The sequence below is a fragment of the Polaromonas sp. P1_E3 genome, from assembly GCF_056405935.1.
On sequence record NZ_JBFUBD010000009.1, the window covers coordinates 36,530 to 55,773 of the forward strand.

General features: G+C 60.5%; 16 protein-coding genes. 12 read left to right on the forward strand and 4 right to left on the reverse strand.

Annotated elements, in window-relative coordinates; all coding sequences use genetic code 11:
* Positions 1 to 8 precede the first annotated feature (8 nt).
* The 3 genes from AC1D0Z_RS03470 to AC1D0Z_RS03480 all read left to right on the forward strand — a co-directional run bounded on the left by AC1D0Z_RS03470 (position 9) and on the right by AC1D0Z_RS03480 (position 3,958).
* On the forward strand, positions 9 to 578 hold the full coding sequence (locus AC1D0Z_RS03470) for a phosphonate degradation HD-domain oxygenase (protein WP_477656846.1): 570 nt from the start codon (positions 9 to 11) through the stop codon (positions 576 to 578).
* A 7-nt stretch (positions 579 to 585) separates the two neighbouring features.
* Positions 586 to 1,425, forward strand: a complete 840-nt coding sequence (locus AC1D0Z_RS03475) for an EamA family transporter (protein WP_477656847.1) — start codon at positions 586 to 588, stop codon at positions 1,423 to 1,425.
* A gap of 118 nt (positions 1,426 to 1,543) precedes the next feature.
* Positions 1,544 to 3,958 carry a GcvT family protein gene (locus AC1D0Z_RS03480; protein WP_477656848.1) on the forward strand — a complete coding sequence of 805 codons (2,415 nt, stop codon included), beginning with the start codon at positions 1,544 to 1,546 and terminating at the stop codon, positions 3,956 to 3,958.
* A gap of 102 nt (positions 3,959 to 4,060) precedes the next feature.
* Here the strand turns inward: AC1D0Z_RS03480 and AC1D0Z_RS03485 are convergent, their stop codons facing one another.
* The 3 genes from AC1D0Z_RS03485 to AC1D0Z_RS03495 form a co-directional block, all read right to left on the reverse strand.
* Positions 4,061 to 5,518 (reverse strand): sensor histidine kinase N-terminal domain-containing protein, encoded by a 1,458-nt coding sequence (locus tag AC1D0Z_RS03485; protein WP_477656862.1) that lies wholly within the window; start codon positions 5,516 to 5,518, stop codon positions 4,061 to 4,063.
* 206 nt (positions 5,519 to 5,724) lie between these two features.
* Positions 5,725 to 6,399 carry a response regulator gene (locus AC1D0Z_RS03490; protein WP_477656849.1) on the reverse strand — a complete coding sequence of 225 codons (675 nt, stop codon included), beginning with the start codon at positions 6,397 to 6,399 and terminating at the stop codon, positions 5,725 to 5,727.
* Positions 6,400 to 6,503: 104 nt separating this feature from the next.
* Positions 6,504 to 6,926, reverse strand: coding sequence for a MarR family winged helix-turn-helix transcriptional regulator (locus AC1D0Z_RS03495; protein WP_477656863.1), 423 nt, complete (start codon positions 6,924 to 6,926; stop codon positions 6,504 to 6,506).
* Between the two features lie 264 nt (positions 6,927 to 7,190).
* Here AC1D0Z_RS03495 and recA point away from each other — a divergent pair, with 264 nt between their 5' ends.
* Both recA and recX read left to right on the forward strand, forming a co-directional pair.
* On the forward strand, positions 7,191 to 8,333 hold the full coding sequence (gene recA, locus AC1D0Z_RS03500) for a recombinase RecA (RefSeq protein ID WP_477656850.1): 1,143 nt from the start codon (positions 7,191 to 7,193) through the stop codon (positions 8,331 to 8,333).
* Between the two features lie 92 nt (positions 8,334 to 8,425).
* Entirely contained in the window at positions 8,426 to 8,917 is a 492-nt protein-coding gene (recX, locus tag AC1D0Z_RS03505; RefSeq protein WP_477656851.1) for a recombination regulator RecX, read from the forward strand.
* 116 nt (positions 8,918 to 9,033) lie between these two features.
* On the opposite strand, the gene argC is transcribed toward recX, so the two are convergent.
* Positions 9,034 to 9,945, reverse strand: a complete 912-nt coding sequence (gene argC / locus AC1D0Z_RS03510) for an N-acetyl-gamma-glutamyl-phosphate reductase (protein WP_477656852.1) — start codon at positions 9,943 to 9,945, stop codon at positions 9,034 to 9,036.
* Between the two features lie 247 nt (positions 9,946 to 10,192).
* On the opposite strand from argC, the gene sucC reads away from it, so the two are divergent.
* The 7 genes from sucC to AC1D0Z_RS03545 all read left to right on the forward strand — a co-directional run.
* On the forward strand, positions 10,193 to 11,353 hold the full coding sequence (gene sucC, locus AC1D0Z_RS03515) for an ADP-forming succinate--CoA ligase subunit beta (RefSeq protein ID WP_477656853.1): 1,161 nt from the start codon (positions 10,193 to 10,195) through the stop codon (positions 11,351 to 11,353).
* Between the two features lie 19 nt (positions 11,354 to 11,372).
* Positions 11,373 to 12,266, forward strand: a complete 894-nt coding sequence (gene sucD / locus AC1D0Z_RS03520; protein WP_477656854.1) for a succinate--CoA ligase subunit alpha — start codon at positions 11,373 to 11,375, stop codon at positions 12,264 to 12,266.
* A gap of 147 nt (positions 12,267 to 12,413) precedes the next feature.
* Positions 12,414 to 13,115, forward strand: a complete 702-nt coding sequence (locus AC1D0Z_RS03525) for a TerC family protein (protein ID WP_477656855.1) — start codon at positions 12,414 to 12,416, stop codon at positions 13,113 to 13,115.
* Positions 13,116 to 13,410: 295 nt separating this feature from the next.
* Positions 13,411 to 16,164 carry a CHASE2 domain-containing serine/threonine-protein kinase gene (locus AC1D0Z_RS03530; protein WP_477656856.1) on the forward strand — a complete coding sequence of 918 codons (2,754 nt, stop codon included), beginning with the start codon at positions 13,411 to 13,413 and terminating at the stop codon, positions 16,162 to 16,164.
* 13 nt (positions 16,165 to 16,177) lie between these two features.
* On the forward strand, positions 16,178 to 16,963 hold the full coding sequence (locus tag AC1D0Z_RS03535; RefSeq protein ID WP_477656857.1) for a Stp1/IreP family PP2C-type Ser/Thr phosphatase: 786 nt from the start codon (positions 16,178 to 16,180) through the stop codon (positions 16,961 to 16,963).
* Between the two features lie 37 nt (positions 16,964 to 17,000).
* Positions 17,001 to 17,657, forward strand: coding sequence for an FHA domain-containing protein (locus AC1D0Z_RS03540; protein WP_477656858.1), 657 nt, complete (start codon positions 17,001 to 17,003; stop codon positions 17,655 to 17,657).
* A 57-nt stretch (positions 17,658 to 17,714) separates the two neighbouring features.
* A partial coding sequence (locus AC1D0Z_RS03545; protein WP_477656859.1) for a CHASE2 domain-containing protein occupies positions 17,715 to 19,244 on the forward strand: 1,530 nt, incomplete at its 3' end.

Genomic DNA, 19,244 nt, shown 5'->3' on the forward strand with positions numbered 1-19,244 from the left:
AAATTCACGTGCTGAGCTTTGACGACATCGAACACCTCTTTAAAGAGCGCGGCGGCGAACAATACAGCGGCGAGCCCGTGACGCAGCTGCAGCATGCACTGCAGACTGCCGCGCTGGGCGAGGCCGAGGGCGCAAATGATGCGCTGGTCACTGCCGCACTGTTGCATGACCTTGGGCACCTGTTGCATGACCTGGGCGAGACACCGTCGCTGCGTGGTGTGGATGATGTGCACCAGTACCGCGCCCTGCCTTTTCTGCGGGGTCTTTTCCCCGACGAGGTGCTGGACGCCATCAAGCTGCACGTGGATGCCAAACGCTACTTGTGCGCGGCACGCCGCGGCTACCACTCAAGCCTTTCGGCGGATTCCAAGCGTAGTCTCCAATTGCAGGGCGGCATCTTCTCGGCGGAGGAAGCGGCGCGTTTCATCGCACAGCCCGGTGCCTTAGATGCCGTGAAGTTGCGCCTTTGGGACGACCTGGCCAAAGAGCAGAACAAGGCCACGCCCTCACTGGCTCATTTTCTGGGACGGGCACGGCGCTGCGCCCTGACAGTTTCCGGGTCTGCGCTTGCCCTCTGACATTCTGGTGCTGACATGGYCGGTGCTGGGCGCCGTGCTGTTTGGTGCGCTGCTGCACGCGGGCTGGAATGCCCTGGTCAAGTCCAGTGCCGACAAGGCGCTGGACATGGCGGTCATTCACCTGATTGGGTCGGTGCTGGCATTGCCGCTGGTGCTGCTGGTCGGCTGGCCGCGGGCTGAGGCATGGCCATTCATCGGTGCGTCGGTACTGATTCACATCGGCTATTACATTGCGACCACGCGCGCCTACCAGCATGGTGACTTAGGCCTGACCTACCCGCTGATGCGCGGTGTAGCGCCGCTGCTGGTGGCGCTGTCGGCCAGTTTTACCCTCGGTGAAACGCTCACGCCGCTGGCCTGGGCAGGCATTCTGGGTATTTGCTGCGGTGTGCTGGTACTGGGCCTGAGCCGCCACGCCCTGCATGCACCCAAGGCTGTTGGTTTTGCGCTGACGAACGCCGTCATCATTGCCGTCTACACCATCGTCGATGGGCTGGGTGTTCGCGCTTCAGGCAACGCGCTGCAATACGTCGCTGCCCTCTTTCTATTTGATGGTTGGCCTTTCGGCATCCTGATGATGGTGCGCCGCGGCCGGGCGATGGCGGACTACGCCCGCCATCGCTGGCCAGTGGCCACGGGGGGCGCGCTGGCCTCACTGGGTTCTTATGGGATTGCGCTGTGGGCCATGACACGCGCGCCCGTGGCTACAGTGGCGGCGCTGCGCGAAACCTCGGTGCTGTTCGCTGTGCTGCTCGGTTGCTGGCTGCTGAAAGAAGTTTTTACCGTGCGCCGCTTTGTGGGGACCTGCGCCATTGTCGGTGGCGTCATGGCCATAAGGCTGGCCTAAATATGAGCTCCCCCCCGAAGCGCCTTCGGCGCCTCCCCCTCAAGGAGGCGCAGCCTGCGGCCCGGCGAAGCCGGTTCCGCGGCGGCCGCTGGGTTGATTGTCAAAGAGGATTCCACGCATGAATCTCCCTACTCACGCACAGATCATCATCGTGGGCGGTGGCATCGCTGGCTGCTCCGTCGCGTATCACCTGGCAAAGATGGGCAAGACCGATGTGCTGCTGCTCGAGCAGGGCAAGCTCACCAGCGGTACGACCTGGCATGCGGCCGGCCTGGTCGGCCAGATGCGGCCCAACCGCAACATGACGCAGATGAGCAAGTACGGCATTGAGTTGTATGCATCGCTTGAAGCCGAAACAGGGCTGGCCACGGGCTGGAAACAATGCGGCAGCGTCAACGTGGCGAGCACGCCGGAGCGCATGAAGGTGCTGAAGAAACAGGTGGCCATGGCCAACAGCTTTGGTGTCGAATKCCACGAGATATCGCCGCAGGAAGCCGGCGACAAATATCCCATCATGCGTACCGACGATCTGCAGGGTGCGATCTGGCTGCCGGGTGACGGCAAGGCCAACCCGGCGGATCTGTGCATGTCGCTGGCCAAGGGCGCGCGCAATCGTGGCGTGAAGATGGTTGAGGGCATCGAGGTCACCGGCGTCATCACGGAAAACGGCAAGGCGGTGGGCGTGCGCACCGCGCAGGGCGAGGTGCGCTGCGAAGTCATCGTCAACTGCGCCGGCCAGTGGGCGCGGCAGTTCGGCAGGCTTGCCGGCGTGAACGTGCCGCTGTATTCGGCCGAGCATTTCTACATCGTCACCGGCAAGATCCCAGGCGTGCATCCCATGCTGCCGGTGATGCGTGACCCGGACGGTTTTATCTACTACAAGGAAGAAGTCGGCGGCCYGGTGATGGGCGGCTTCGAGCCGCAGGCCAAGCCCTGGAAGATGGACCCTATTCCGTCGACCTTCCAGTTCGAACTGCTGGACGAAGACTGGGACCAGTTCGAACCGCTGATGACTGCCGCGATGCACCGCACCCCGTGCCTGGAGACGGCTGAAGTCAAGATGCTGCTCAACGGCCCAGAAAGTTTTACGCCCGACGGCAATTTCATCCTGGGTGAAGCTCCCGAACTGCGTAACTATTTTGTCTGTGCGGGTTTCAATTCGGCCGGCATTGCCAACAGCGGCGGCGCTGGCCGGCTGATGGCGGAATGGATCGTAGGCGGCGAGCCGAGCACCGACTTGTGGGATGTGGACATTCGCCGCTTCGGCAGCTTCACCGGCAATCGCAAGGCGCTGGCCGAGCGTACCGGTGAAACCCTGGGCCTGCATTACGCCATGCGCTGGCCGAGGCAGGAGCTGGAAACGGCGCGGCCGCTGCGGACCTCGCCGCTGTACGACGTCCTGGCCACCAAAGGGGCGGAGTTCGGCAGCAAGAATGGGTGGGAGCGGGCGAGTTATTTCAGACCCGAGGGCATGCGTCGCCCCGACTACACGCTCGATAAACCCGGCTGGCTGCCCTGGATGCTCGAAGAGCAAAAAGCCACACGCGAAACCGTGGCCCTCTACGACCAGACTTCATTCTCTAAATACCTGCTGCAGGGCCGCGACGCGCTGGCCGTGCTGCAGCGCCTGTGCGCCAACGAGATGGACGTACCCGTCGGCAAGATGGTCTACACCGCGATGCTCAATGAGCGCGGCGGCTTTGAGAGCGACCTCACCGTCATTCGGCAAGCGGTGAATCAATTCTTCGTCGTCACCGGGTCCGCGCAGACCGTGCGCGACTTCGACTGGATCACGCGGCACATTGGCGAGGCGGAGCATGCGGTGCTGACCGATGTGTCGGCGATGTATTCCGTGCTGTCGGTCATGGGACCGAAGGCGCGTGAATTGCTGGCGCTGGTCAGTCCCGACGACCTGTCGCCTGACGCGCTGAAGTTCTCCTGGACCCAGGAGATCGACGTGGGCTTTGCGCGCGTGCGCGCGGCCCGCATGAGCTACGTCGGAGGGCCGGGCTTTGAGCTTTACACGCCGGTGGAAATGGCACGCCATGTCTATCTCGCGCTGATGGAAGCCGGCAAAGTGCTCGGCATTCGGGACGCAGGCTATTACGCGCTGGATGCCCTGCGCGTCGAGCAGGGCCGGCGCGCCTGGGGCGCAGAGCTCGGCCCGGACGAAACGCCTTGGGAGGCCGGGCTGGCCTTCAGCGTCAAGCTCGATAAACCGGCCGATTTCATCGGCAAGGCGGCGTTGCTGAAGACGCAGGGGCTGGCGCTTCGAAAGAAGCTGGTGACGGTGGTGTTCAATACGCCGGAGGCCTTTGCGTGGGGCGGTGAGGCGATTGTGCTGGGCGGGCAGACGGTGGGCGAAATCTCATCGGTTGGCTGGAGTCCCCTGGCCGGCGCCTGCGTCGCGTTAGGCTATGTGCGCGGCGACAGCGCTAATCAGGCGCATGCCGGCACGCCGGCGCAGATTGAGTTGTGGGGCGAGCGCGTGGCTGTGAAACTCCACGACAAGTGGCCATCTGTCAAAACCTGAATCGCTATGGTTTTAGGAGCTGCTTGCGCAGGTGGCTATTGGGCTACAGGCTTATTTGCTTGAAATTGCGAGTAGAGGCGCGCAGCACGGCCGCCTGCCGACCTATTGGCCCTCGGGTAAATCCATGCCGACAAAACGCACCGTGACGCGCGTGCCCGGTGTCTGCGTGTGCCCCGGGAGGGCCGCATCTTCAATGGTGATGGTGGCCCCATGCTGCTTGGCGATTTCCAGCACGATGGCCAGGCCCAGGCCTGAACCATCGACGTTGGTGCCCAGCGTGCGGTAGAACGGCTGGAACACCAGCTCGCGCTCGGATTCGAGGATGCCGGGCCCGGAGTCCTCCACCAGCAGCACCAGCACGCCGCTGAAACGGTCTGTCATCAGCCGCAGCGTGACCTGGCCTTTTTCGGGCGTGTAGTTGATGGCGTTGTCCAGCAGGTTGCGCACCAGCTCCTTGAGCAAGGTCGGGTTGCCTTCGAGCTGTGTCGCCTGTTCGCCGGCGGCGGGCCCGTCGTAGCCCAGGTCTATCTGCTTTTCAAGCGCGCGCGGCACCGAGTCGGCCATCACCTCCGACACGATGTGCACCAGGTCGATGTGCAGCTTGGCAAGGCTGCGGCCCGTGGTTTCGGCGCGGGCCAGGGCCAGCAGCTGATTGACGGTGTGGGTCGCACGTATGCTGGCGCGGCCGATGTGTTTGAGTGATTTTTTCAGCTCGTCGGCATCGGTCTCACGCTGCGCCAGGTCGGCCTGCATGCGCAGGCCCGCCAGCGGCGTCTTGAGCTGGTGGGCCGCATCGGCCAGAAAGCGTTTTTGCGTGGTCAGCGACACCTTGAGCCGGCTCAGCAGGTCGTTGATGGAGGACACCAGCGGCGCCACCTCTTCCGGCACCGCGGTTTCGTCGAGCGGGCTCATGTCGTCGGACTTGCGTGCGCGGATTCGCTTTTCAAGTTGCGCCAGCGGTTTGATGCCGCGCACCAGCGCCAGCCACACCAGCAGTACGGCCAGCGGCAGGGTGACGAATTGCGGCACCATGGTGCCCTTGACGATTTCGGTGGCCAGCGTCTTGCGCTTTTCCAGCGTCTCGGCCACCTGCACCAGCACCATCTGGGCGGGCGCAGCTTCAGGTGTGCCTGGGCTCTTGTCATTGCGCGGCGTGGCCGGCTTGCCTGTCGGCGCCGGGGCTTTGACCTCGACCTTGAGCCAGGTGTAGGCCACGCGAACATCTTCCCCCTGGATCAGGTCTTCACGCAGCCGCACCTCGCCGTTGGTGGGCTTGTCCTCATCGGKGGGCATGGGCAGGTCGTGCTCGCCACTGAGCAGTTCGCCTTGTGTGCCGACGACCTGGTAATAGACCAGGTCGGTGTCATCGGCGCGCAGGATCTCGCGGGCAGGCGCCGTCAGGTTGAACTGCACCTGGTTGTTTTTGACCGCCACCAGCTTGGCCAGCGCCTGCACGTTGTATTCGAGCGCGCGGTCAAAAGGCTTGCCGGCAATGTTCTGCGCCACCAGCCAGGTCAGCGCCAGGCTGATCGGCCACAGCAGCAGCAGCGGCGTGAGCATCCAGTCCAGGATTTCGCCGAAGAGGCTTCGGCGCTCGCGTTGGAAGAGTCTAAGGGCCACAGGTCAAGAAGCGAGGTGGACGCTCGCCCACCGAACGCCCTCTTCACGCCAGCCGGGGCCGCGGAACCGGCTTTGCCGGGCCGCAGGCGCAGTGGCCCCCTCGGGGGGCAGGGAGCTACACGAAGTGAGCGACCGTGGGGGCATCTCTACCCTGGGATTTTCTCGAGGCAGTAGCCCAAGCCGCGAACTGTTGCAATCCGCACTGGCCCTTTTTCAATCTTCTTGCGCAGCCGGTGGATGTAGACCTCGATCGCGTTGTTGCTGACTTCTTCACCCCATTCGCACAGGCGCTCGACCAGCTGGTCCTTGCTGACAAGGCGGCCCGCACGCTGCAGCAGCACTTCAAGCAAGCCAAGCTCGCGCGCCGACAGCTCCAGCATCTGGCCGTCGATGGTGGCCACGCGGCCGGCCTGGTCGTACACCAGCGGGCCGTGCTTGATGGTGCTGCTGGCGCCACCCATGCCGCGGCGTATCAGCGCGCGCACGCGGGCTTCCAGCTCCTGCAGCGAAAACGGCTTGGCCATGTAGTCGTCGGCGCCGTAGTCCAGGCCCTTGACGCGTTCTTCCACGCTGTCGGCGGCGGTGAGGATCAGCACAGGCATCGCCGAGCCACGTGCGCGCAGGCGCTTGAGCACCTCCAGCCCGTGCATGCGCGGCAGGCCCAGGTCCAGGATCAGCAGGTCGAATTCGGTGTTGGTGAGCAGCGCGGCGTCGGCTWCGGTACCGCTGGCCACGTGGTCGGCCGCCGCGCCCGAGGCGCGTAGCGTACGCAACAGGCCATCGGCCAGAACCTGGTCGTCTTCGGCAATCAGAATGCGCATGGTTGTCTCCGGGAATTGATCCGCATTGCGGGCTGCGGGCCAGTTTTACTTGTTCGGCAAATTTTAGGCTTTTGTCGCCAGAGGTTTGCTGACGTCGGCGGGGATCAAGCTGTTGCGTAGGCTTCGAGTCCCAACGCGACCACCGTAGCGACATCATGCCCCACTGCCTGGCGAAACTCATCCTCGGCTTGACGAACCGCCCTGTGAAAGGCTTCGAGCCACAGCAGGCCCGATTCTGTGAACACCACCCGCCGCGCGCGTTTGTCATGCGGGTCGGGCTGGCGCGTCACCAGGCCCCAGGCTTCGCACTGGTCAACCAGGTCGCCCATGGCCTGCTTGCTCATGCCGGCGCTTTGTGCGAGGTCTGTCAGGCGCGAGCCGCCAACGGCCAGGTGGCGCGTGATGTGGATGTGTGCGGCACCGACCTGGTCGCGTGCGGCCAGATTGGAGAGCGCCAGCGGCACCTCGATGCTGCTGGCCATCAGTGCCAGTACACGCTCGTCGAAGCGGCGCAGCGCATGGCCCATCAGGCGGCCGAGGTGGGTTTGCCGCCAGCTCGCTTCGGTGGCGCCAAAGGGGCTGGAGAGAGTGGTTGAGGAAGGAGGCGAATCTGCGTTTTCTGCCATGAAATCATGGTATCTCAATTGATCAGGCAAACTGACTAAAAATAGGGTTTACTTATTTTTATAGCGCCCATAAAGTACTGGTCATGCATCCAGCGCTGTGATTAAAAGCAGAGGCTGGAATCAATAGCAAAAAGTTTTACATCATTGATTTTCAAGGAGTTTTTCATGGAACTGACCAGCAAACTGAACCCCGCCCAAAACCCTGCACAAAGCGCCGCCCTGAACACCGAAAAGGCCAAGGCCCTGCAGGCCGCCCTGGCCCAGATCGAAAAGCAGTTCGGCAAAGGCACCATCATGAAGCTGGGCGACGGCGAAGTGATCGAAGACATTCAGGTCGTTTCCACCGGCTCGCTGGGTCTGGACATCGCCCTGGGCGTTGGCGGCCTGCCACGCGGCCGTGTCGTTGAAATCTACGGCCCTGAGTCGTCCGGCAAAACCACGCTGACCCTGCAGGTCATCGCCGAAATGCAAAAGCTGGGCGGCACCTGCGCCTTTGTCGATGCCGAGCACGCACTGGATATCCAGTACGCGCAAAAGCTGGGCGTCAATCTGCAAGACCTGCTGATCAGCCAGCCCGACACCGGTGAGCAGGCGCTTGAAATTGTGGATTCGCTGACCCGTTCCGGCGCGGTCGACCTGATCGTGGTCGACTCGGTGGCGGCGCTTACGCCCAAGGCCGAACTGGAAGGCGAAATGGGCGACTCGCTCCCTGGCCTGCAGGCCCGCCTGATGAGCCAGGCGCTGCGCAAGCTCACTGCCACTATCAAGAAGGCCAACTGCATGGTCATTTTCATCAACCAGATCCGCATGAAGATCGGTGTGATGTTCGGCTCGCCCGAAACCACCACCGGCGGCAATGCGCTGAAGTTCTACGCCTCGGTGCGCCTCGATATCCGCCGCATCGGCTCCATCAAGAAGGGCGAAGAGGTGATCGGCAACGAAACGCGGGTGAAGGTGGTCAAGAACAAGGTGGCGTCGCCGTTCAAGACGGCGGAGTTCGACATCCTCTACGGCGAGGGCATCAGCCGCTTGGGCGAGGTGCTGGATCTGGGTGTGGCCGGCCATATCGTCGAAAAAGCCGGCGCCTGGTATGCCTTTAACGGCGAAAAAATCGGCCAGGGCCGCGACAACTCGCGTGAGTTCCTGAAGGAAAACCCCGAACTCGCCATCGAGATCGAAAACAAGGTGCGTGAATCGCTGGGCATCCCGCTGGTGCAGGTCGCCGGTGGCGTCGACGCCCCGGCTGAAAAGCCGGCCAAGGCCGAGAAAGCCGAAAAGGCTGAAAAGCCCGCCAAGGCGGCCGCCTGATTTTTAATGCCAAATAAGGCTCCAGCCCAGTTGGAGCATGCGCCAGCAGCTATTAAAAGAATAGCGCGCGTGTTGGGCTTGGCCTTCTAGCCATGGAAAATCCGGTAGATCACAAACCAGCCAAACCCGCCTCCCGTGCGGGTTTTGGCCTTTCCCTCAAAGGCCGCGCGCTGCGTTACCTGGCCGCGCGCGAGCATTCACGCGCGGAGCTGGAACGCAAGCTGGCCCCGCATGAGGAAACCCCCGGCCAGCTGGCCCAGGTGCTCGATGACTTGGAGGCCAAGGATTTGATCAGTGAAGCGCGGGTGGTCGAGTCAGTCATCAACCGGCGTGCCGGGCGGTTTGGTGCAGCGCGCATCAAGCATGAGTTGTTGACCAAGGGCTTGAGCGCCGAACGTGTCGCCGGGGCGGTGGCCAGCCTCAAAGGCAGTGAGCTGGAGCGCGCCCGGGATATCTGGCGCAGGAAGTTCGACGGGCCGGCGCCTGACGCCGCGGCGCGGGCAAAGCAGATGCGCTTTCTGGCGTCGCGCGGTTTTGGCGGTGACGTGATCCGCCGCGTGGTGTCCCAAGCTGACGAGGATTGACCCCCCTCATCCCCCTCTTCAAGCCAGCATGAGCCCCGGAACCGGCTTTGCCGGGCCGGAGGGCGGGCGGCCCCCTCGGGGGGCAGGAAGCGACACGAAGTGCGCGACCGTGGGGGCTATATGTCCAGCATTAACTTCAAGTTCTGCACGGCCGCGCCCGACGCACCCTTGCCCAGGTTGTCCAGCCGCGCCACCAGCACCGCGTGATGGTGTTCTTCATTGGCGAAGACGCGCAGTTCCATCTTGTTGGTGTCGTTGAGTGCCAGTGCATCCAGCTTGCCCGACTCAGGGGCGGCTTCCACCGTCACCCATTCGCTGCCGGCGTAGTGTTTGGCCAGCACGTCATGCAGCTTGGCAGCGGTCGGCTTGCCCGGTAGCAGATCAAGATGCAAAGGCAGCTGCACCAGCATGCCCTGCTTGAAGTTGCCTACCGAAGGAATAAATATCGGGCGGCGCGTAAGGCCCGTGTATTTCATGATCTCGGCGAGGTGCTTGTGCTTCAGGCCCAGGCCGTACAACTCAAACAACGGTGCCGTGCCGGCCTCGTAATCCTCAATCATTTGCCGTCCACCGCCGGAGTAACCGCTCACGGACGGAAGGCTCAAAGGAAAATCGGCTGGAACCACGCCGGCGTCGACCAGCGGACGGACCAGCGCGATCGCGCCGGTGGCGTAGCAGCCCGGGTTGCCGACGCGGTCGGCGGCGGCCACGGCCCCGCGCTGCGACTGGGTCAATTCAGGAAAGCCGTACACCCAGCCCGGCACGGTGCGGTGGGCGGTAGAGGCATCGATGATCTTGGGCTTTTTGCCCGCCAAGGAGTCGATCATGGCGACCGACTCGCGCGCCGCGTCATCGTGCAGGCACAGGATCACCATGTCGACCTGCGCCATCAGCGCGCGCTTGGCGGCCGCATCCTTGCGCAGCTCAGGCGCGATGCTGACAAGCTCGATTTGCGGCATGGCTTGCAGCCGCTCGCGGATTTGCAGGCCCGTGGTGCCGGCTTCTCCGTCAATAAATACTTTAGGCATGAGCTTCCAGGTACAAAACAAGGTGCAAAGTGGGCAGCCTGGCTGCTCGAAAAGGCCATTTCGGCCCAATTCAGGGTGTCAGGCGGGCACAGGAATTGTGCGTCGCACCATGATACAGTTCTGCGTTGCTGCGTGCAGTGACCGCCGACGTGGTTTTTTGGGCCGGTGTGGCCTCTATCCGACACCCCATCGCCCTGCCCAAATCCCTGTTGCACCCCCCACTTTTACTGAATTCTGAAGGTTTTTCATGAAAATTCACGAGTACCAGGGCAAGGAAATCTTGCGCAATTTTGGTGTGCCTGTGCCGCGCGGCATCCCGGCATTCACGGTGCAGGAAGCGGTCGAAGCCGCCCAGAAACTTGGCGGCCCGGTGTGGGTGGTCAAGGCCCAGATCCACGCGGGCGGCCGCGGCAAGGGCGGCGGCGTGAAGGTTGCCAAAACCATTGAAGACGTCAAGCGCATTGCCGGCGAGATCCTCGGCATGCAGCTCAAGACGCACCAGACCGGCCCTGAGGGCCAGAAAGTCCGCCGTCTCTATATTGAAGACGGCGCCGACATCAACAAGGAATACTACATCTCGGCCGTGACCGACCGCGAGTCGCAAAAGGTGGCTTTCATCGCCTCCAGCGAAGGCGGCATGGACATCGAAGAGGTGGCTCACTCGAATCCTGAAAAAATCATCAAGGTGTTCGTCGACCCGCTGGTCGGCATGACGGACGCCCAGGCCAGGGAAGTCGCTTCCGGTATCGGTATGCCCGCCGACTCCGTGGCACAAACCGTCGACATCCTGCAAAAGCTCTACAAGTGCTACATGGAAACCGACGCGTCTCTGGTTGAAATCAACCCGCTGAACCGCAACAGCAAGGGCGAAGTCATGGCCCTGGACGCGAAGTTCAACTTCGATGCCAACGCGCTGTTCCGACACCCCGAAATCGTCGCCTACCGCGACCTGGACGAAGAAGATCCAGCCGAAGTCGAAGCCAGCAAGTTCGACCTGGCCTACATCAGCCTGGACGGCAATATCGGCTGCCTGGTCAACGGCGCAGGCCTGGCCATGGCCACCATGGACACCATCAAGCTGTTCGGCGGCGAGCCGGCCAACTTCCTGGATGTCGGCGGCGGCGCAACGGCTGAAAAAGTCACCGAAGCCTTCAAGATCATGCTGAAGAACCCCGATGTCAAAGGCATCCTGGTCAATATCTTCGGCGGCATCATGAAGTGCGACACCATCGCCGACGGCGTGATCACCGCCTGCAAGGCCGTGAACCTGTCGGTTCCGCTGGTCGTGCGCATGAAGGGCACCAACGAAGACCTGGGCAAGAAAATGCTGGCGGACTCCGGTTTGCCCATCATTGCCGCAGACACCATGGCTGAAGCCGCGACCAAAATCGTGGCCGCCGTCAAGTAAGCCCCAGGAGCACACAAACATGTCGATCTACATCAACAAAAACACCAAAGTCATCACCCAGGGCATCACGGGCAAGACGGGCCAGTTCCACACCCGCATGTGCCGCGACTACGCGAACGGCAAAGAAGCCTTTGTGGCCGGTGTGAACCCCAAGAAAGCCGGCGAAGACTTCGAAGGCATCCCGATTTTTGCCAATGTGACTGAAGCTGCCAAGGCGACCGGCGCGACCGTGTCGGTTATCTACGTGCCGCCTGCAGGCGCTGCCGCCGCCATCTGGGAAGCTGTTGAAGCCAACCTGGACCTGGCCATCTGCATCACCGAAGGCATCCCCGTGCGTGACATGCTGGAAGTGCGCAACCGCATGAAAGCCAAGGAAGCCGCCGGCGGCAAAAAAACCCTGCTGCTGGGCCCCAACTGCCCGGGCCTGATCACTCCCGACGAGATCAAGATCGGCATCATGCCCGGTCACATCCACCGCAAGGGCCGTATCGGTGTGGTCAGCCGCTCCGGGACGCTGACTTATGAAGCTGTGGCGCAACTGACCGAAATCGGCCTGGGTCAGTCCAGCGCCGTCGGTATCGGTGGCGACCCGATCAATGGTCTCAAGCACATTGATGTGATGAAAGCCTTCAATGACGATCCGGACACCGACGCGGTCATCATGATCGGCGAGATCGGCGGCCCGGACGAAGCAGAAGCCGCCCAATGGTGCAAGGCCAACATGAAAAAGCCCATCGTCGGTTTCATCGCCGGTGTGACGGCTCCGGCCGGCAAACGCATGGGCCATGCGGGTGCGCTGATTTCCGGCGGCGCCGACACGGCTGATGCCAAGCTGGCCATCATGGAGGCTTGCGGCTTCACCGTGACGCGCAATCCGTCGGAAATGGCCAAGTTGCTCAAGGCGTTGCTTTAAGCGCGCCGCCAAAAAGTGATTTGAAAACTTGACCGCGGTCAAGCAGATAAGCAGTAATACCAATCGAGATGGGCTTATTGCGGCTTAGACTCTCCAAAACAAAAAAAGCGCTTTCCGGCGCTTTTTTAATTCCTAACAGGAGCTGCCATGTTTTTTGGACTGGACCTCGCGTCCCCCCTCTTCTGGAGCGCTTTCGGCTCCATCCTTCTTGCCAACATCGTGCTGTCGGGCGACAACGCTGTGGTGATTGCCATGGCCGCCCGGACGCTCAAACCGGAGCAGCGAGGCAAGGCCATTTTCTGGGGCAGCGCCGCCGCAATCGTCATGCGTATCGTGCTGACCATTGTGGCAATACAGTTGCTGAGCTTGCCCTACCTGAAGATGATTGGTGCGGTCCTGCTGGTCTATATCGGCGTCGACCTTCTCAAGGGCGAAGAAGACGAAGATGGCGAAGGCCATGAAATCAACGGTATGGCCGCTGCCATCCGTACCATCCTGATTGCCGATCTTGTGATGAGCCTGGACAATGTGCTGGCTGTTGCCGCAGCCGCCAAGGGCAACCTGCCGTTGCTGGTGCTCGGCCTTCTGGTGAGCATTCCACTGATTATTTTTGGCGCCACCTTGCTAACCAAGGTGATGGAGCGCTTCCCCATCATCATTACTATCGGCGCGGCTCTTCTAGGCTTCCTGGCGGGTGAGATGTTGTTGACGGATCCCGCCGTGGTGAGCTATTTCGGCCCTGTGAGTGAGCACACTGTAACGGCCGGCGGCATCCTGGGTGCCGTATTGGTGGTGGCCTTGGGTACCTATCTGACCAAACGGCAGCAGAAAAACGCGCCTTCCGCCTGAGGGGGTGTAGCGGGCCCCTCGCCACAGTCCCCGGCGGCGGCCCGCCTTTTTGACGTTCATCCGCCTGTGGTGGACGCATGCGCGCCGCGCATACCAGAAAACCACTTATTTGCAACAGTCAGCACGCTTGCGGTGCAGAAGTCGCTTGTCCAGCCGCACCCCGTCTGTTAATGTCCATTGTCAGGAGACTTGTAACCTGCCGAAACAGTCGGCGGGCGGTAATGGGCGCACGAAATTTTGTGGCCGGAGATACCGATAGTACAAAGCAATTACAAAAACGGCTGGGCTATGCAACGTGAATCAGGACAAGGGACGGGAAGTGGCCAAAACATCTAGAAAACTGAGTCAGTTCTGGCGAGCCGACTGGTTTGTGGGCGTTCTGGTGGTGCTGGCCGTCCTTTTTCTGCATGGCCTGACCGATTTTTTCGGCACGCTTGAGCGTCGCTACTACGACTATGCAAGCACCAGCACCTCAAGGCAACCCTCAGACCGCATAGCCATAATTGCGATCGATGACCAGAGCATCGCCAACATTGGACGATGGCCGTGGCCGAGAGACGTTCATGCGCAGCTCATTGAGCAGCTTTCAGCTGCCAAGGCTAAAACCATTGCGCACACGGCCTTCTTTTTTGAGCCCCAGACAGATCGGGGATTGGTTTTTATTCGTAAAATCAAGGAAGCACTCGGGCCGGTGGCGGATCCTGCTGCGGCGCCTCAGGGAGGCTTGCCCGAGCAACTCGGCAAAGTTATCGCTGAGGCTGAAATTGCCCTGGACACGGACGCCAAGCTCGCAGCCAGCATGGCCAAGGCTGGCAACGTCCTGGTGCCTTCGGTTTTTTCGCTGGGGGTGCCGCAAGGGCGACCCGACAATCCTCTGCCTGCTTACGCTCTGAAGAGCGCCGTAGATGAGCTGAGTGGATTTTCCTTGCCGGCCATCCGCGGTCAGCAACCCATCGAACTAATAGGTGCGGCGGCGGCAGGCATTGCCCACCTGAACCAGTTGCCCGACGTAGACGGTGCCGTGCGGCAGGAGCCCTTGCTGATTAACTATTATGGGAAGGCCGTGCCCTCCATGAGTTTGCTCGCTGCGGCCAAGAGCCTGAACCTGGGGCCTGCCGACATCAAACTCAATGTGGGCGAATCCGTGCAGATCGGCAAGCTGGTCATCAAGACCGATGATTCCGCCCTGATGCTTCCCCAGTTTTACAAGGGCAAGGACGGCCGGCCGGCCTTTGCGGTTGATTCGTTCTATGACGTGATTTCCGGAAAGATTCCTGCGGCCAAATACGCCGACAAGATCGTGATCATCGGCGCCACCGCGGCGGGGGTTGGTACGCAGTTTCCAACACCGGCAGGTCCGGGACTTTCGCCGGCAGAAACCATTGCGCACATCACCTCAAGCATCCTGAGTGAGCATTTCATCGTGCAGCCCGGTTGGGGCGTCTGGGCCACTTTGGCTGTGCTGCTGGTGGTCGTGGCGTATCTTGTTGCTGGCTTGCCCCGGCTATCAGCTGGTAAGGCGGCCATCATCACGCTGTTGCTGTTCGTGGTTTTGCTGGTAGTCGAATTCGCCTTGCTGTCGGCGGCCGCGACCTGGCTCAAGTTTGTCTTTCCTGCTGCCCTGCTGGTGATTGGCCATTTGGCATTGACCACCAAACGCTTCCTCATGACTGAGGCCGGCAAGCTCAAGTCCGACGAGGAATCGGCTGAAACCAACCGCATGATGGGCCTGGCGCTCCAGGGCCAGGGCCAGCTCGACATGGCCTTCGACCGTTTCCGCCGCGTGCCGTTCACCGATGCGTTGATGGACAACATGAACAACCTCGCGCTGGATTTCGAACGGAAACGGCAATTCAACAAAGCGCAGGCTGTGTACGAGTACATGGCCACCTACAACAAGAACCATAAAGACCTGCAGTCCAAGCTCAATCGGGCAAAGAACCTCTCGGAAACCGTGATTCTTGGGGGTGGTGGGGCGCACCCGGGTGGGACCATGTTGCTTGACGGCGGTGGTGTTGAAAAGCCCATGCTGGGTCGTTATCAGGTTGAGAAGGAGCTGGGTAAGGGTGCCATGGGCGTCGTTTACCTCGGCAAGGACCCGAAAATCGGCCGTGTCGTCGCAATCAAGACCATGGCCTTGAGCCAGGAGTTCGAGGGTGAGGAGCTTGACGATGCGCGAGAGCGTTTCTTCAGGGAGGCCGAGACCGCTGGCCGGCTGCAGCACCAGAACATTGTCACGATCTTTGATGCCGGCGAGGAGCATGACCTGGCTTTCATTGCCATGGAGTTCCTCAAAGGCAAGGATCTGGCCGATGTCACCAAAGACGGCCATTTGCTGCCGGTGCCCAAGGTGCTTTCCATCGTGGCTCGGGTCGCTGAAGCCCTGGCTTATGCGCACAAGCAGAACGTGGTGCACCGGGATATCAAACCCGCCAACATCATGTACGAGATTGAAAGCGACACGGTAAAGGTGACCGACTTCGGCATCGCGCGCATCACGGATTCAAGCAAAACCAAGACCGGGCTTGTGCTGGGTACGCCCAGCTTCATGTCGCCCGAGCAGATTGCCGGCAAAAAAGTCGACGGGCGCTCGGACCTGTACTCGCTGGGCGTCATGCTGTTTCAGATGCTGGCCGGGGTTTTGCCGTTCAGGGGTGATTCCATGGCTGAGTTGATGTACAAGATCGCGAACGAAGAAGCCCCCGATATCCGTATCATCCGGAAGGAACTGCCGGTGCGGCTGGCCGAAGTGGTAGCGCTATCTCTGGCCAAGAAGCCAGAGCTGCGATACCAGGATGGCGACCAGCTGGCGGCGGATTTGCGCGCCGTTATTGCTGCGATGGAAGGCTCCGCGCCGGTTTCGTCGTTTGCCCCTCAACAGGATGCACGGGCAGTTCAATTTGACGCCACGGTCGTTCAATCAGCCGCTGCGCCGGCTGCCGGCCCAAGGACCTATGATGCGACCCAGGCGGTGAATGTCGACGGTGCGCAGACGTTTGAGAAAACCGTGGTTTCCAAAGCGCCTGCCGCCGATACCGACACCCAGTGACGACACGAACAAGATGAACTACGAGATTTGTACACATACCGACCCGGGGTTGACGAGAGACAACAACGAGGACGCAGTTGCCTTTGATGCTGCAACGCGGCTTTGCATCCTGGCGGACGGGATGGGCGGCTATAACGCAGGCGAAATTGCAAGTGGCATGGCCGCCGCCTTCATCAAGTCGGAAATGGGCCGTTGGCTCTCCCAGGCAGGCAGGCACGCCAATGGCAAGGAGGTGCGCCGCGCTCTCGAAATCTGCGTGGAAAATGCCAATCATTCCATTTTTAATGCGGCGAACTCCAATCCCCAATATGCAGGAATGGGCACTACGTTGGTGGTAGGCGTGTTCCAGGACGGGCGATTGATGCTGGGTCATATTGGAGACTCCCGTTGTTACCGCCTGCGCGGCCAGGAATTGCAACAGATCACTAAAGACCATTCGCTGCTGCAGGAGCAGATTGACGCCGGGTTGATCACCCCCGAACAGGCCCTGACTTCGTTGAACAAGAACCTGGTTACACGCGCGCTGGGTGTGGAAGACACAGTACTGGTGGAGGTCAATGAGCATCGTGTAGATGCAGGAGACCTTTATTTAATGTGCTCTGACGGGCTGTCGGACATGGTTGCAGATGCGGGTATTGCGGCTATTCTTACAGGCGCAGGGACCCTGGAGCAAAAAGCAAAGCAGCTGATTGTGGCGGCGAATGAGGCTGGCGGACGCGATAATATTTCCGTACTGCTGGCATACGCGAAAGAAGACTCGACCAAGCGCGGCCTTTTGTCCAGAATGCTGGGAAAATAGCGGTGACTGAAATATTACAAACAGACAGGAGTCGGCCATGCCGAAAATGATCGTCTCTATTGACGGCGTTGTGATCAAGGAAGTCCAGTTAACGAAAGACCGGACTTCTTTGGGGCGTAGGCCTTACAACGACATCGTTATCGACAACCTAGCAGTCAGCGGGGAGCATGCTGTATTGCAAATGTCCGGCAACGAGGTCTATCTGGAAGATCTCAACAGCACCAATGGCACATACGTCAATGGCAAGGCCGTCAAAAAACTGCTGCTGCAAAACAGCGACACTGTTGAAATTGGCAAGTACAAGATCAAGTATGTCAACGAGGCCGCACCTGCAGGTTTCGAGAAAACCATGATCATCAAGGCGGGCTCCGCAGGTCTTGCTCCCCCGGCACCGGCAGGCGCTCCAGTGGCTTCAGCAGAGGCCGGTATGGGTCTTACGGCGGCTATCAAAGTGATGTCGGGTGCTGCCGCTGGCCGTGAAGTGGCGCTGGTGAAGGTCGTCACGACCATCGGGAAACCAGGGGTAGCGGTTGCCGCCATCACCAAGCGGCCTCAGGGTTTCGTCGTTGCCCATGTGGAGGGCTCTGGCAAACCGACGCTCAACGGAGCCCCCATTGGGGCTGAGCCGGTTGTCCTGAAAAATGGCGACATGCTTGAGCTGGCGGGAACGCAAATGCAGTTCGTCCAACACTGATATCAGTGCTGAGCGATTCGCAGAAGCGGACCGCAAGCACTCTTCCAACGAGGTCGCATGAGACTCCTCTCCCGGCACTGGCCTCGTATCGCCGTCACGTTGATTCCGCTGGTTTTTGCCTTGATGCATGCCAGTGGAGTCGTTCGCATTGGCGTGCTGCAAAGACTTGACGACATCATTTATGATGCGCGCCTTCGTGCAACCATGCCGCACACACTGGACGAGCGCATTGTCATTGTTGACATTGATGAGAAGAGTCTTGCAGAGGTTGGTCGCTGGCCTTGGGGCCGGAACAAGCTGGCGGAGTTGGTCGAAGAGCTGCAGGACCGCCAGAAAACGGCTTTATTGGGGTTTGACGTCGTATTTGCCGAGGCCGACGAAAGTTCAGGTCTAAAACGGCTCAAGCAGCTCGCGCAGGCAGAACTGAAAGACCAGCCGGGATTTTCGGAGAAACTCAGCCAGCTGCAGACCAGTCTGGATTACGACGCAATTTTTGCGAAGGCGATTGAAAAACGCCCGGTGGTGTTGGGGTATTACTTCACCAGCGACAGGGATGGAAGGGTCAACGGTGTCCTTCCGCCACCGGTTATGGGTAGCGATGCGCTTGGCGGCCGCCCCATCAAGTTCACCAGTTGGAACGGATATGGGGCGAATATAGAGTTACTGGCCAAGGCGGCCCCTCTAGGCGGATTCTTTAACTCCATTACCGAGGGTGATGGCGTGGTTCGTTCCATTCCCCTCCTGGCGGAGTTCAAGGGCCAATATTACGAATCATTGGCGCTCGCCATGTTTCGCATGCTTGCGGGTTTGCCCAAAGTGGAGCCAGGCTTTCCGCAGGAAAAATTCCTGACCCGCAACTATCAGGGACTCGAAAGTATTTTGCTCAAGCAGGGCAATAAGACCTTGGCGATTCCAGTTGATGACCGTGTCGCCACTCTGGTGCCATTCAGGGGTAATGGCGGAGCGAATGGCGGCTCCTTCCGGTATATATCAGCGGCCGACATCCTCGCGAAGCGCCTCGCGCCCGGTACGCTCAGGGACAAGATCGTCCTTGTCGGCACCACAGCGCCTGGCCTGCTCGATTTAAGGGTGACGCCGGTGGGAGAAACCTACCCAGGTGTAGAAACGCACGCCAATGTGATCTCGGGTTTTCTCGATGGAAAGGTATTTGTCAAGCCGGACTATGCCATCGGGTTCGAAGTGGTCATTCTGCTTTTGTCGGGATTGACGCTAGCCTTCGCATTGCCTTTGCTCTCCGCTTCCCGAGCTGTTCTTGTCAGTCTCGCCGTGATCGCCGCCATAACCGGCCTGAATTTCTGGTTGTATTCTGGTTTCGGCTTGGTGCTGCCGCTGGCCAGTGCGTTGGTGATGGCGCTGACCGCATTTGCGTTGAATATGAGTTACGGGTATTTCGTGGAAAGCCGATCCAAGCGCGAGTTGGCTCATCTCTTCGGAACTTACGTACCTCCCGAGCTGGTTGATGAGATGGTGAAGGACCCTGACAGCTACAGCATGAGGGCGACGACCAAAGAGTTGACAGTCATGTTTTGCGACATGCGTGGTTTTACCAAAATGTCAGAGTCGATG

What these genes read in the sequence shown, in the direction of transcription:
- recX (WP_477656851.1), top strand. Translation starts at nt 8,426, where the DNA reads ATGGAAAATCCGGTAGATCACAAACCAGCCAAACCCGCCTCCCGTGCG.
- AC1D0Z_RS03535 (WP_477656857.1), top strand. Translation starts at nt 16,178, where the DNA reads ATGAACTACGAGATTTGTACACATACCGACCCGGGGTTGACGAGAGAC.
- sucD (WP_477656854.1), top strand. Translation starts at nt 11,373, where the DNA reads ATGTCGATCTACATCAACAAAAACACCAAAGTCATCACCCAGGGCATC.
- argC (WP_477656852.1), bottom strand. Translation starts at nt 9,945, where the DNA reads ATGCCTAAAGTATTTATTGACGGAGAAGCCGGCACCACGGGCCTGCAA.
- AC1D0Z_RS03540 (WP_477656858.1), top strand. Translation starts at nt 17,001, where the DNA reads ATGCCGAAAATGATCGTCTCTATTGACGGCGTTGTGATCAAGGAAGTC.
- AC1D0Z_RS03495 (WP_477656863.1), bottom strand. Translation starts at nt 6,926, where the DNA reads ATGGGCCATGCGCTGCGCCGCTTCGACGAGCGTGTACTGGCACTGATG.
- AC1D0Z_RS03525 (WP_477656855.1), top strand. Translation starts at nt 12,414, where the DNA reads ATGTTTTTTGGACTGGACCTCGCGTCCCCCCTCTTCTGGAGCGCTTTC.
- sucC (WP_477656853.1), top strand. Translation starts at nt 10,193, where the DNA reads ATGAAAATTCACGAGTACCAGGGCAAGGAAATCTTGCGCAATTTTGGT.
- recA (WP_477656850.1), top strand. Translation starts at nt 7,191, where the DNA reads ATGGAACTGACCAGCAAACTGAACCCCGCCCAAAACCCTGCACAAAGC.